This window comes from Kribbella kalugense (assembly GCF_004365875.1).
GTDB classification, from domain to species: domain Bacteria; phylum Actinomycetota; class Actinomycetes; order Propionibacteriales; family Kribbellaceae; genus Kribbella; species Kribbella kalugense.
The window spans coordinates 1,982,232-1,994,985 of record NZ_SODF01000002.1 but is presented as its reverse complement, the minus strand read 5'-3'; the positions used below and the strand labels follow the sequence as shown (position 1 = coordinate 1,994,985).

The 12,754-nt window shown below is 67.5% G+C and carries 12 protein-coding genes; 9 read left to right on the top strand and 3 right to left on the bottom strand.

Annotation, left to right across the window (positions count from 1 at the left end):
- From EV650_RS27390 to EV650_RS27380, 3 genes are read left to right on the top strand one after another with little or no spacing between them, the layout of a single operon-like run.
- Entirely contained in the window at window positions 1–945 is a 945-nt protein-coding gene (locus tag EV650_RS27390; protein ID WP_134121852.1) for a cyclase family protein, read from the top strand.
- 11 nt (window positions 946–956) lie between these two features.
- Entirely contained in the window at window positions 957–1,712 is a 756-nt protein-coding gene (locus EV650_RS27385; RefSeq protein ID WP_134121851.1) for an HpcH/HpaI aldolase family protein, read from the top strand.
- The gene (locus tag EV650_RS27380; protein ID WP_134121850.1) at window positions 1,709–2,707 is read left to right on the top strand and encodes an FAD-dependent monooxygenase; all 999 of its coding nucleotides are present in this window, start codon (window positions 1,709–1,711) and stop codon (window positions 2,705–2,707) included. Before EV650_RS27385 ends, EV650_RS27380 begins: the two co-directional genes overlap by 4 nt.
- A 55-nt stretch (window positions 2,708–2,762) precedes the next feature.
- Here the strand turns inward: EV650_RS27380 and EV650_RS40735 are convergent, their stop codons facing one another.
- Entirely contained in the window at window positions 2,763–3,035 is a 273-nt protein-coding gene (locus EV650_RS40735) for an NPCBM/NEW2 domain-containing protein (protein WP_202875126.1), read from the bottom strand.
- On the opposite strand from EV650_RS40735, the gene EV650_RS27375 reads away from it, so the two are divergent.
- The 4 genes from EV650_RS27375 to EV650_RS27360 all read left to right on the top strand — a co-directional run bounded on the left by EV650_RS27375 (window position 2,932) and on the right by EV650_RS27360 (window position 8,595).
- Window positions 2,932–3,414 (top strand): substrate-binding domain-containing protein, encoded by a 483-nt coding sequence (locus tag EV650_RS27375; protein WP_202874930.1) that lies wholly within the window; start codon window positions 2,932–2,934, stop codon window positions 3,412–3,414. The two genes, EV650_RS40735 and EV650_RS27375, sit on opposite strands and share 104 nt — an antisense overlap.
- A 78-nt stretch (window positions 3,415–3,492) precedes the next feature.
- On the top strand, window positions 3,493–4,152 hold the full coding sequence (locus EV650_RS27370; RefSeq protein ID WP_134121848.1) for a hypothetical protein: 660 nt from the start codon (window positions 3,493–3,495) through the stop codon (window positions 4,150–4,152).
- Between the two features lie 772 nt (window positions 4,153–4,924).
- Window positions 4,925–5,869, top strand: a complete 945-nt coding sequence (locus tag EV650_RS27365; protein ID WP_369409963.1) for an ArsR/SmtB family transcription factor — start codon at window positions 4,925–4,927, stop codon at window positions 5,867–5,869.
- Window positions 5,870–6,036: 167 nt separating this feature from the next.
- Window positions 6,037–8,595: a glycosyl hydrolase gene (locus tag EV650_RS27360; RefSeq protein ID WP_134121846.1), complete on the top strand. Its 2,559-nt coding sequence runs from the start codon at window positions 6,037–6,039 to the stop codon at window positions 8,593–8,595.
- Between the two features lie 5 nt (window positions 8,596–8,600).
- Here EV650_RS27360 and EV650_RS27355 read toward each other — a convergent pair whose 3' ends face one another.
- Complete coding sequence (locus EV650_RS27355; RefSeq protein WP_134121845.1) at window positions 8,601–9,641, bottom strand: LacI family DNA-binding transcriptional regulator; 1,041 nt, start codon at window positions 9,639–9,641, stop codon at window positions 8,601–8,603.
- A gap of 298 nt (window positions 9,642–9,939) precedes the next feature.
- On the opposite strand from EV650_RS27355, the gene thiS reads away from it, so the two are divergent.
- On the top strand, window positions 9,940–10,143 hold the full coding sequence (gene thiS / locus EV650_RS27350) for a sulfur carrier protein ThiS (protein ID WP_134121844.1): 204 nt from the start codon (window positions 9,940–9,942) through the stop codon (window positions 10,141–10,143).
- 1 nt (window position 10,144) lies between these two features.
- Window positions 10,145–10,918: a thiazole synthase gene (locus EV650_RS27345; RefSeq protein WP_134121843.1), complete on the top strand. Its 774-nt coding sequence runs from the start codon at window positions 10,145–10,147 to the stop codon at window positions 10,916–10,918.
- Here the strand turns inward: EV650_RS27345 and EV650_RS27340 are convergent.
- Window positions 10,893–12,737, bottom strand: coding sequence for a DUF6807 family protein (locus EV650_RS27340; protein WP_202874928.1), 1,845 nt, complete (start codon window positions 12,735–12,737; stop codon window positions 10,893–10,895). The genes EV650_RS27345 and EV650_RS27340 overlap by 26 nt on opposite strands.
- Between the last annotated feature and the right edge of the window lie 17 nt (window positions 12,738–12,754).

Sequence of the window (12,754 nt, the reverse complement as noted above, 5' to 3'; positions counted from 1 at the left end):
ATGATCACCGAAGCCGATGTCGAGCAGTACCTGACATCCCTGTCGAACTGGGGCCGCTGGGGTCCCGACGACCGCCTGGGCACGCTCAACCTGATCACCGACGAGGTCCGCGTCGCGGCCGCATCCCAGATCCGATCCGGCCGAACGCTCTCCTTGTCACGGGACATCGATCCCGAGGCACCTGACGCGCTCGGCTCGGGCATCGCCCTGGTCCAGCGCTTCACCGGCCTCCACGAGGTCGCCGACCACTTCGACGGCAAGGCGCTCCGGTTCGACGCAGTGACGGAGTACGTCGGAATCTCCGCGCACGGATCGAATACGCATGTGGACGGCCTGGCCCACTACTCGTGGGAAGGCAAGAACTACAACGGTTTTCCCGAATCGGACACCACGTCGCGCTTCGGGGCGAAGTCGCTCTCGGTGCATCACGCTGAGGCCGGGTTCGTCACCCGCGGTGTGCTGCTCGACATCGCGGCACTCCACGAAGTCCCTTGGCTTGAAAGGGGTCACGCGGTGACGCCCGAGGAGCTGGAGGCGGCCGAGGAACGACAGGGCGTGCGAGTGCGACCGGGCGATGCGCTGTTGGTGCACACGGGCAACGTCGCGGCGATCCTGACCGATGGGCCGGACGCGGTCGGACCCGGCGCCCGGCAGGCGGGTTTGCACGCCAGTTGCCTGCCATACCTGTGCGAGCGCGACGTCGCCGTACTCGGGAACGACGGCGTACAGGATGCGCAGCCGTCCGGGTTCGGGCTCGACTTCCTGCGTCCGATTCACACGGTAGGTCTGGTCGCGCTCGGGCTGTGGCTGATCGACAACATGCAGCTGACCGAGCTCGCCAAGGTCTGCCAGGAGGAGCGCCGGTGGGAGTTCCTTTTCGCCGCGCTGCCGTGGCGGATGGTGGGTGCCACTTCGAGCGCCAGCAACCCGGTCGCGGTCTTCTGAGGAGAGACGACATGAGAATCGCACCACGGCGAATCCGCGGCAAACTCGAGAGCGGAGACAAGGCTTATGGGATCGCCGTTCAGCTGCCCAGCCCTGAGATTGTCGAAGCTGTCGGGTACGCCGGCTATGACTTCGCATGGATCGACGCCGAACACGGCGCATTCGATGCGGGCGACGTACGGGACCTGATCCGGGCCGCGGACGCGGTCGGCATCGACTCGCTCGTCCGGGTCGCGAACCACGAGCCGATCGCGATCCAGCACGCCCTCGACTTGGGGGCGACCGGGATCATCGCGCCCGACGTCCGTACGGTGACGCAGGCCCGCGCGATCGCGTCGGCGGCGCACTTCGCGCCGACCGGGACCCGCGGCGCGTGCCCTTGCGGACGGGCCGTCGGGCATCTCAGCGAGGACTGGCCGAGCGATTATCGCCGGATGGACGCCGATGTACTGGTGTTCGGGATCATCGAAAACCCTGCAGGCGTTGACGAAGTCGAGGCGATCGCGCACGAGGGTGGGCTGGACGGGCTCATGTTCGGTCCGTTCGATCTCTCGATGTCCCTCGGGCTGGATGGCGATGTCGCGCATCCCGATATCCAGAAGCTGCACAACCGCGTCGTTGAGGCGACGCGTTCTGCAGGCATCGAGTACGTGACCCCGAACGCCGCCTGGGAATCAGATCTCGAGGCTAGCCGGATCATTCCGGTCGCGGGCGACCGGGCGGCGCTGGTCAGTACGTTCGTACGATTGCTTGCTGAGGTGCAATGAAAGCAGTCGTCGTCGGTGCGTCCCTGTCGGGATTGATGACCGGGCTGGCGCTCTCGCGGGCCGGGGTCGATGCGACGATTCTGGAGCGCGTGGACGAGTTCCCGCGGACCGGAGCTTCTCTCGGCTGGGTGCCCGAGGGCCGGCTCGAGAGAATCACCGGACGCAAGGGCGGTACTCGCGCCAGTGTGCAGACGTGGACGGCCGTTCATGCGCGACTGCGGGCAGCCGTTGACGCGGATCCCCACATCGAACTTCGCCACAACACGTACGTACGAGGCGTCGACCAGGACGATGACGGCGCGTGGGCGACCACCTCGAATGATGAGGTGGTCCGTGGCGACGTGGTGATCGGTGCCGACGGCCACCGAAGCGTCGTACGACGGAGTGTCGCGCCGGAGCACCCGAACGCGACCTTCGCTGGGTACGTGTTGTGGATCGGTCTGATCGACGAGTCCGCGATTCCGGCACGGCATCGGTTGCCTCGCGATATGAACATTCTGCGGGCTGAGGGCAACTATCTCTTCGGCTATCCGTTGCCTCGGCAACTTGGCTGGGGGTGGTTCGATGCCAGCCGCAACGAACTACTCCGCGAGACGGGATGCGTTGTCGGCAACGTCGTACAGCATTCTCTTGCCGCTGCTGACATACCAGAGGCGACGCTCCACCAGCTCGGCGCCGAGGCCAGTGAGCTCTGGCCGGCGTTGTGGCGTGATGTCATCCTCGACTGCATCGAACGGCGTGCCGTCATTGGTACACCGATCGCGGAGTACGTTCCTGACCGGCTCGTCCGCGGACGGCTTGCTTTGGTGGGAGACGCCGCGCATGTGCCGACGCCGATGACTGGTTCCGGCTTCAGCGCTTCGTTGGACGACGCCGAGGCCCTTGCCGACGCCGTCGCGGCTGGTGTTCTTCTCGAGTATGAACAGCGACGGCTGAGTGCTGTCCGGGACATGGTTCAGTCCGGACAGCAGTTCAGCCGATCCTTCGCGTCCTGATCAGTTGCAAATCACCTTGGCGTTGGCCCAGTCGGCGTGGTCGTGGGCGTTGGAGTCACCGGTGTCGGGTTAGGTGTTGGGCGCCGGTCACGTCGACGTCGATCGGGTAGGGGTCGGAGGAGTTGGTGAGTACGGGCGTTGTGGCCAGGGTGGCGCCGTCCGCGGTGACGGTGAAGCGGACTGTGCCGTCAGGGTCCACCTCGTCGTCCACGCCGGCGACGGCGGTGAAGCGAGTGCAGGCCGGCGGCCACCGTTCGATCGCGCTGCTCGGCAGCGAAGGGCCTGACGACGTACCGGACACTCCGCGGGACACGTTCGGGGCGGTCATTCGCGAGCTCGGTGTCGATCCCAGCCGTTGCCCGGTGCAACAGTGTGCGCAGACAGTGCAGGATCGTGATCAGGCGGCGACGGCGGTACTCACGGCATACCCGGACGTCACCGCTCTGTTCGCATACAGCGACCTGATCGCCGTCGGCGCGATCCGGGCTGCCCTCCGCCTTGGCCGGCAGGTTCCCGAGTCCTGCGCCGTCGTCGGATTCGACGGACTCCCCCTCGGCGAGCTGATCACCCCGGCTCTGACGTCGGTTCACATCGACACCTGGCAGCTCGGCGAACTCGCGGTCGACCAGGTCGCCCGCCACCTGGGCGAGGCCGCCGACACCGCCAACGTCGTCGTACCCCACCTGGTCATCCGCGACTCCGGCTGATCCGTGCCGTTTGCGGCCAGGAGTCGTAGGACCAATGTCCGATGGTCTGTGCCCGTGGTGGCGGGTGAGCATCGGAGCATGACAACTGATGAGCAGAACAGCATGAACCAGCAGAGTGTTCGGACGGGTGCAGCTCCGGCGCGGCGGAAGTCGCGGCGGTACGTCGCCTGGGCGAGTGCCGGCGTGATCGTCCTCGGAGCAACGGCCGGCATCGCCACCGCAGCCTGGTCGGTCGACGACAAGGGCGGCCAGCAGACACCGACCAATCACCAGACCACCGAGCCAGGCGACGACAACGGCGGCCTACGTACGCCTACCTCCCCGAGCACCACCGAACCCGGCGACGACAACGGCGGGCTACGCAAGCACGCGGAGCCTGGGGACGACAAGGGCGGCCTGCGCAAGCACGTAGAGCCTGGCGACGACAACGGCGGCCTGCGCAAGCACGTAGAGCCCGGCGACGACAACGGCGGCCTGCGCAAGCACGCGGAACCCGGCGACGACAAAGGCGGCCTGCGTACGGCGAGCTCATCCAAGACCGCCGAACCCGGCGACGACAACGGCGGACTGCGCAAGCACGTCGAGCCCGGGGACGACAACGGCGGCCTGCGCAAGCACGTAGAGCCTGGCGACGACAACGGAGGACTGCGCAAGCACGTAGAGCCCGGCGACGACAACGGCGGGCGGGGCTCCGGGCGGTCGGGCTCGTCGTCCGACGATGGGGCGGGGCACCACTAGTCGAGGTCGGGTCGATGGATCGAGCCTAGAGGGGGCAGGGCGGGAGACCTGTCGCGCCGGTCCGGTCGGGTCCAGCGGATGGATCGGGTAGACGGGTCGGGAGGATGGATCGGACCTGCAGGGCGGGACGGGCAAGCTGTCGCGCAGGTCCGGTCAGGGTCGTCGTCGGACGCTGGGGCAGAGCACCACTAGTCGAGGTCGGGTCGATGGATCGGGGCCTGCAGGGCGGGGCGGGGCGGGTCGAGCGGACGAATCAGGTGTCCGGTCGAGGACGACGGATCGGGCCCGCAGGGCAGGGCCGGAAACCTCTCGCACAGGTACTTGGGTCGGGAGGATGGATCAGGCCTGCAGGCCGGGACGGGAACCTGTCGCGCAGGTCCGGTCGTGGGGGCGGACGTGCCTCACTGACCAACGCCGGGTGGCAGCGTCGCGCCACGCTTAGTCGATGCCCGGAGCCGGCCTGCGCCGGGGGTTGGTCAGTGGCACGGGTCCGGTCGGGTCGATGGATCGGGCCTGCAGGGCGGGGCGGGGAAGCTGTCGCGCCGATCCGGTCGGGTCGAGCGGACGGGTCAGGTAGTCCGGTCGGGGAGGACGATCAGGCTCGCGGGGCAGGGCAAGAAACCTCTCGCACAGGTAGCTGGGTCGGGAGGATGGATCGGGCCTACCTGACGCGCGGGTCGGGTGGATCGGGGGTGCGGGGTGGGGTGGGGAACTGTCGGGCGGGTTTGGGTGGGGCGATTTAGGATCTCTCTGAATTGACGGAGGGGTTGGGGTGCTTACTTATCGGCTTAGTTCGCGGGATTTGGCGGATGTGCGGTTTGTGGTGTCGCCGGTGGCGGAGATGGTGTTGTCGTTGCGGGCTTTGCGGGATCCGGGGCGGTTTCCGTTGCAGTTGGGGTGGGTGCGGGCGGTCCAGCCCCGCGTGGCTGAGCTCAACTGGGATGTACTTCGGTGGCTGATCAACGACACGATGGGCAGCCCGGACTTTCTGACTCCGCGACCGACATCTCCTCTCACGCAGCTTGCTGACGAGTTGGATGTGATCGCGGGTGTGGATCGGCAGACGTTCGAGCGGCAGGTTGTCGCGGTCAACGGGCAGTTCCCGGACGAGTTGACGGTCGAGAAGGTCGTCGATGCGTTGACGGAGTACTGGCAGGCCGTCATGGCGCCGTACTGGAGTCGGATGCGGACACTGCTGTCGGCGGACATCAGTTATCGCGGGCACGTTCTCACCCAGCAAGGGACCGGCGCGATGCTCAACGGGCTGGGGCCGGCGATCACGTACGCGGACGGGTTGCTGAAGGTCGACCGGGTGGCCGAGCAGAGCCGGATCGAGAGTGTCGACGGGCGGGGGCTCGTGTTGCAGCCGACGCTGTTCGGGCCGCATGCGGTGATCCCGTTCGACCCGGGAGCCGAGCCGCTGCTGGGGTATCCGCCACGCGGACAGGCCCACCTGTGGTCCGTCGCCGAGCCGCCGTCGCAACAGGATCTCGCCCAGTTGATCGGTACGCCGCGCGCCCACATCCTCGGGCTGCTCACTCATCCCCGTACGACGACAGACCTGGCCGTCGAGCTGAAGGTGACGCCGTCGGCCGTGAGCCAGCACCTCCAACTGCTGCGCCGTACCGGTCTCGTCGAGCCGCAACGCACCGGCAAGCAGGTCCTCTACCGCCCCACCGAGCTAGCAGCCCTGCTGACCGGAGCCGAGGCCGACTGACCGGGGTGACCGGACCGACTGACCGGGGCCGAGGCCGTGGCCGGCTGACAGGAAGCAGTCGACTGAGCTGTTGACACCGCTGTCACCCACAGCAATAGTACAAATCGATTTGCATACGTCGTGGCAGCCGACGTCTCACCTACACCGCCCTGATTCAAGGAGTCGGCATGAGACGTAGTCTTGCCATCGTTCTCGGAGTTCTCCTCCTCTGCTTCGGCACCATCACTCCCGCGCACGCCGCGACCCTCGCCCTGACGCCCATCACCCTCGGCAACGTGTTCACCGACGGTCAGCCGGTCAAGGTCGGTCTCAGCACCGACGCCGCGTCCGTCACCTGGTCGGCCGCCGACGTCAACGGCACCGTCGTCGCGACCGGCAGCCAAGCCGCCGCGAGCACCTTGCAGGTATCGGTCACCAACCGCGGCTGGTACAAGCTGACCGTCCAGGCCGGTACGACGTCAGCCCAGACCACCTTCGCCATCCTCAGCCCAGTCAGCACGGCGCCAGTCGCCGGCCTCACCACCAACCGAGTCGGCGACTTCGAGAACACCGCGGAGGCCTGGACCTTCTACCCAGGCAGCGAATTCCCCGGTGCGACCGGCAGCTTCGCCCTCGACACCACCGCCAATCACTCCGGCACCAGCTCCGGCAAACTGTCCGGAAACTTCAGTGCCGGCGGAGCGTACGTCAGCGTCAACCGACTGCTCCCGTCCGTCAACGCGACCAGCGTCAGCTTCTGGGCGAAGACCCCGAACCTGTCGTTCCTAACGTTCCGGCTGACCGACTCCACCGGCCAGGTCCACCAGCAGCGCTTGACGTTGTCAGGGGCAACTGATTGGCAGCCAATCAGCGTCACCCGGTTCGACGGCGGCAAGCAGTACGGACACTTCGGCGGCGCGAACGACGGAGTCTGGCACGGCCCCGCGAAGCAGCTCGAGATCATCCTCGACAAGGGCGCCATCACCGGCGCGACCAGCAGCAGCGTCAACCTCGACGACTTCACTCTCAACGCCCTGTCGACCAAGCCGACGACCCCGCTCGGCGACTACGAGAGCGCGGCCGAAGGCTGGTCGTTCTACCCAGGCAGCGAGTTCGCGGGCGCGACCGGCAGCCTCACCTACGACACCACGAGCCTGCAGGCCGGCGCCCAGTCCGCCAAACTCTCCGGCGACTTCACCGGCGGCGGCAACTACGTCGCGATCCAGCGCAACTTCGTCCCGGTCAACCTGACCGCACTCAATCTCTGGGCGAAGACCAGCCAGGTATCGGCAATCGGCCTCCGGCTCACCGATGCGACCGGCCAAGTCCATCAGCAGCGGCTGAACCTGTCCGGCTCGACGGCGTGGCAGCAGCTGAACGTCACCCGCTTCGACGGCGGCACCAGCTACCTACACTTCGGCGGCGCCGACGACGGCGTCTGGCATGGCCCGGCCGAGGCGATCATGCTCACCCTGGACAAGAGCCTGATCATCGGCGGCGGCACGACGGCCGCCATCAACTTCGACGCGGTCACGGCGACCACACCGGCGACGTACCAAGGAGCAGGCACGCACTTCGGCGGATCGTGGAGCCCGGACCTGGCGCCGCTGCTCGCGCAGTCCGGAGCCCGTGCCGGCCGCGACGAGGCGTACTGGGCGAGCGCCGAGACGACTCCAGGCACGTACGCCTTCCCCGCGAAGGTCACTACCTACCTGCAGGCCTATCAGAACAACGGCATCGACCCGTTGCTGGTCGCCGACTACGGCAACTGTCTCTACGACTGTCCCGATCAGCTCTTCAACGCGCCGTACACCGACGCCGGCCGGACCGCGTTCGCCAACTACGCCAACGCTCTGGTGAATCAGTACCCGCAGATCCACAACCTGGCGGTGTGGAACGAGTGGGACAACAACGCGGCAGGCCCGGCGAACAAGGCACCCGACAGCTACCTCGCGCTGCTGCAGGCGACGTACACGAAGCTGAAGGCCACGCATCCCGATCTCACGATTGTCGCTGGTGGCGACACCGACGTGACGCAGCAGGCGTGGTTCCAGACGTTCTGCCAGTTGGGCGGGCTGAAATACCTCGACGTGGTGTCGATCCACCCGTACAACTTCCTGCACGCACCGGAGGGTCTCGGCGCCGCGATCGACCAAGTCCGCGCGACCATCCGCCAGTACAACGGCGGCGTGGACAAACCGATCTGGATCACCGAGGCCGGCTGGTACACGGGAGCAGGCAGTCCCGTCCCGGTCGACGAACCCACGCAGGCGATGTACATGGCTCGCGCGCAACTCACGATCCCCGAGCACGACGTCGACCGGTTCTACGTGTACGACTTCAAGAACGACGGCATCGACCCGGCCGCGCAGGAGAACAACTTCGGCCTGGTGCACAACGAAGCCGATGCCCTCGGCAAGTACACGCCCAAGCCGTCGTACGTCGCCTATGCAACAGCTGCCCGTCAGCTTCGCGGCGCGACGTTCGTGGGCAAGGAGTTCCCGGGGAATAGCCTTATCGACCAGGTCTACGCGGCGAACGACGGTACGCCGTTCCGCGCGATCTGGCTCGCATCCGGGGCCAACACGACGGTGACAGTCAACGCGACCGGGCCGGTCCAAGTCACCAGTCTTTACGGTCTGACCAGCACGTTCACTCCGAATGCGAGCGGTCAGATCAGCGTGACGGTCGGAGTCTGGCCGACGTACATCTCGGGCTCGACCGTGACCTCGGTGGTCTCTCCCTAAAAGCTTTAGGCAGATTCCCGCGGTACGACGGAAGGCGCGAACAGAATGCGCTGCGGCAGGCTGGCGGCCGTCCCCTCCAGCCTGCCCGTCTCCTCCAGCCTGCCCAGCAGGACCCGGCCGACCGCGCGACCCTGCTCGCGCGGATCGCCCGCGATCGTGGTCAACGCCGGCGAGATCAGCGCGGCGGCCTCGATGTCGTCGAAACCCATCACGGCAAGGTCGTCGGGAACGCGAAGGCCGCGAGCCCGAGCCACATCGAGAGCACCGATCGCGACCATGTCGTTCGTACACAACACAGCCCGCGGCGGCTTCCGCAATTCGAGCAGCTTCTGCAACCCCGCCGTACCGCCGGCGCGGGAGAACTCCTCACGGACGATCAGCTGGCTGTTGAACCGCAGCCCGGCCGAGGTCAGCGCGCGCCGGTAGCCCTTCACGCGATCGGCCGGCGGACCGTCCCCGGAGGGTCCGGTGATGAACCCGATCCGGTGATAGCCGCGGCCGATCAGGTAGCGCGTCGCGATCTCCCCTGCAGCGAGATCGTCGGAGGACAGTACGTCGATCCCCGGCGAGGCTCGCCGCCCGCCCATCAGTGCCACCGGGATCCCCGCCTCGACGGCGGCCGTCACGTCGCTCGCCTTGCTGTAGTAGCCGGCGAACACCATCGCGTCGACACTGCGAGTCACCATTCGCGCGACCAGGTCCCGCTCGGCCTGCGACGAGCCATCGGTGTTCCCGATCAGCACCTGGTATCCGGGCTCGGTCACCACGTCGAGCAGCCCGCGCGCGACCGACGGGTAGAACGGGTTGGTGATGTCCGGCACGATCAGCGCGATCGTCTGGGTCCGCTGCATCCGCAGGCTGCGCGCCAGCTGGTTCGGTTCCCAGCCCAGCTCGTCCATCACCGACCGCACCCTGGCCCGCGTCACCTCCGACACATGCCGCCGCCCGGACAGCACGTGCGAAACCGTCGTCGGACTCACCCCGGCCCGAGCAGCCACGTCCGAGATCGCAACCCGCTTCGCCAACGCGCTCCCCTCCCCGGTCACGATAACCGCCTCAGCTGATTGAGAGGCTATAGTCGAGAGGTCCGCGGGAGCTTGCAGGAGTGGGCTGAGAGGGTGACTGGGCCGTCACCGACCGTTGGAGGGTGTCTGAGGACCCTGAGCCGTAGCGAGCAGGTGCTCGGCGGAGTGCCTCGGCGTGCTGGAGGGAAGGTCTCGATGCGGAGCATCGCGGCCTTCCCTCCAGTGCGGCGAGGTGCCCGTCGAGTGCCGCGCAGTAGGCTCAGGGTCCTCAGACACCCTCCGGACCTGAATCGGGTAATTCCGGCGTAGGGAGAGAAGCGTGGAATCGGTCTGGGTGAACGGTACGGCGATCGACGTACCGCCCGGCAAGTCGGTGGCTGAGCTGATCACGGAGTACTCCGATCGCACCACCGGGATCGCGGTCGCGGTGAATCAGAACGTGCTGACCAAGGCCGAGTGGGCGCGGACAGCGTTGCAGCCGGGCGACCGGGTCGAGATCGTCAGCGCGACGCAAGGAGGCTGAGATGGACGATCCACTGGAGCTCGGCGGACGAACGTACACGTCGCGACTCATCATGGGGACCGGCGGTTCGGCCAACCTGGAAGTGATGGAGGAGGCATTGATTGCCTCCGGCACCCAATTGACCACGGTCGCGATGCGCCGGCTCGGCACCGGTCATGAGGGCTCGGTGCTCGACGTACTCAAGAAGCACGGCATCGAGGTACTGCCGAACACGGCCGGTTGTCACACCGCGGCCGAGGCCGTGCTGACCGCGAAGCTGGCCCGCGAGGCGTTGGGCACCGACCTGATCAAGGTCGAGGTTGTTGCCGACGACCACCTTTTGCTGCCGGACCCGTTCGAGCTGCTCGATGCCGTGGAAGCCTTGGTGGCCGACGGTTTCACCGTGCTGCCGTACACGAACGACGACCCGATCCTGGCCCGGCGACTCGAGCAGGCAGGCTGTGCGGCGGTGATGCCGTTGGCCGCACCAATCGGTTCCGCACTCGGCATTCGCAACCCGCACAACCTCGCGCTGATCGCCGAAGCGGCCAACGTTCCGGTGATCGTCGACGCCGGCATCGGTACGGCGAGTGACGCGGCGCTCGCGATGGAGCTGGGCTGCGACGCGGTCATGCTCGCGACCCCGGTCACCCGCGCGGAGAAGCCGGCCCTGATGGCTGCCGCGATGCGCGACGCCGTGTCCGCGGGCCGGAACGCACGGCTTGCCGGCCGGGTCCCGCGTCGTTGGCAGTCGGCGCTAGCGTCGTCGCCTACAACTGGGCTGCCAACGTTCTAGCCTCAGCGAGGTCGACCGGCCGATCCAGCAAGAGAGCGGTCAGCGACAACGCCAGTTCTTGATTGGGTTGCAGGGTCAGCGGCCTGTCCCACGCGAGTGACGGGCCTGCACCGACGAACTCCTCGACGCGGACGAACCACGGTCGGACGTCACCAAGCTGGGCCAGCAGCAAGGTCGCATCACCTTGTACGAAGGCGAGCCAAGGGCTTGTTGAGCCGAGGCCTTTACCGTCGGCACTGAACACGGTCGTCGCCGCGGACGGCAGTCGCCAGAAGATTCCGCCGTACCCGGCGCCGGGTCGGCCGGTCGTCGCCGGGCTGTCGATCTGCACGGACCCGTAGCGGGCGGTCAGCACGCTGTGCCAGTCGAGTCGCCAGCCGCCAGCTTTGAGTCCGCCGACGAGACGACGGCGCTCGACTAGCTGCGGCCGGCCCTGTTCGTCGTACCAGGTGATGTCGTCGATCAGCTCGCGTTCGTTGACGGTGACCCCGCGGCTTCGTTGCTGGCCGTGGTTCGTCAGCAGGGTCGGGCCTTGGCCGCGGACGAAGGTGCGGCCGCCCCAATGCGAGGTGTCGTTGACCTGCGCGACGGCGAGCGAGAGTCCGTAGTGATGACGGTGGTCGACCGGGCTGACCTCGGTCAGCGGGTGGCCGCCGAGGGTGCGGATCGGGTGCAGGTACGGCCGCGGTGCGTGTACTTGCGGCATCCGTCGACCGAACTCGTACCGCGCCAGCAGGCCCGCATCACTCCCGAGCACAAAGATGTCGCCCTGCTGCTGCCACTCGATGCGACCAGCCGTCGCGCCTTCCTGCAGTCGTGGCTCCTGTGGCACCGGCCCGGTGCTCGCCCGCACCGCCAGCCGCAGCTCGGGTACGGCGTCGGCGTCGCCGTTCGGCGCAGCGATCACCGCATGCAAGCGCCGCCACGCCAACTCGCCGAGATCCTTCTGCGGCACGCGAACCGTCGTCAGCGAAGGTACGGCGAACCGCGCCAGCCCGATGTCATCCATCCCGGTCACGGACAGATCAGCGGGTACGGCGACACCGACCTCGTTGAGCCTGGCCAGCAAGCCGAACGCGACCAGGTCGTTGAACGCGACCACCGCGGTCACATGCGATTCGAGTACTCGTTCAACCGCGGCGTACCCGTCCTCGATCGACCGACCGCACTCGAGCCGGACGAGCTCCAGCCCCGGGATCTCGCGCTCGGCGACCTCGAGGGCCCGTAGTCGCAGCATGTTGGACGCACTGGCCGCCGGACCGGACAGGAACGCGAGCCGCCGATGACCCAGTCCGACCAGATAATCGACGACGATCCGTACGGCGCGGCCGTAGTCGACCACCACCGACTCTCCCGGGCCTTGCCGGTTGACCAGGATGACCGGCTGCACCTGCGGCAGCAGTTCGAGCAGGCGCTCCTCGTCCATCCGCGGCGAGACCATGATCAGCGCGTCGCACCGCCGCCGCGCCTCGATCGCGATCTCCGCCTCGGCGGTCGGGTCCTCGTCCGTCTCGGCGACCAGGACTCGGTAGCCGGCCGCGGCGGAGGCGTTCGTGATGCCGCGGAGGATCTGCTGGAAGAGCGGGTTGCCGAGGTCGGGGACCACCAGCGCGACCATGTTCGTCCGGCCGAGGGACAGGCTGCGGGCGAGATCGCTGGGCCGATAGTTGAGCCGCTCCGCGGCGGCCCGCACCCGTGCGACGATCTCGGGTGCGACACTGAGTCGGCCGTTCATCACCCGGGACACGGTCGCTCGCGAGACCTCCGCCACCCGTGCGACATCGGCAATCGTGATCGAGTCCTTCGGTGTCCGGCCCACCCCGGTATCCTCCCTCG

Bases quoted from the DNA above. Each gene is read 5' to 3' on its own strand.
- EV650_RS27380 (WP_134121850.1), top strand. From the start codon at position 1,709: ATGAAAGCAGTCGTCGTCGGTGCGTCCCTGTCGGGATTGATGACCGGG.
- EV650_RS27345 (WP_134121843.1), top strand. From the start codon at position 10,145: ATGGACGATCCACTGGAGCTCGGCGGACGAACGTACACGTCGCGACTC.
- EV650_RS27390 (WP_134121852.1), top strand. From the start codon at position 1: ATGATCACCGAAGCCGATGTCGAGCAGTACCTGACATCCCTGTCGAAC.
- EV650_RS27370 (WP_134121848.1), top strand. From the start codon at position 3,493: ATGACAACTGATGAGCAGAACAGCATGAACCAGCAGAGTGTTCGGACG.
- EV650_RS27360 (WP_134121846.1), top strand. From the start codon at position 6,037: ATGAGACGTAGTCTTGCCATCGTTCTCGGAGTTCTCCTCCTCTGCTTC.
- EV650_RS40735 (WP_202875126.1), bottom strand. From the start codon at position 3,035: ATGACCGCCCCGAACGTGTCCCGCGGAGTGTCCGGTACGTCGTCAGGC.
- EV650_RS27385 (WP_134121851.1), top strand. From the start codon at position 957: ATGAGAATCGCACCACGGCGAATCCGCGGCAAACTCGAGAGCGGAGAC.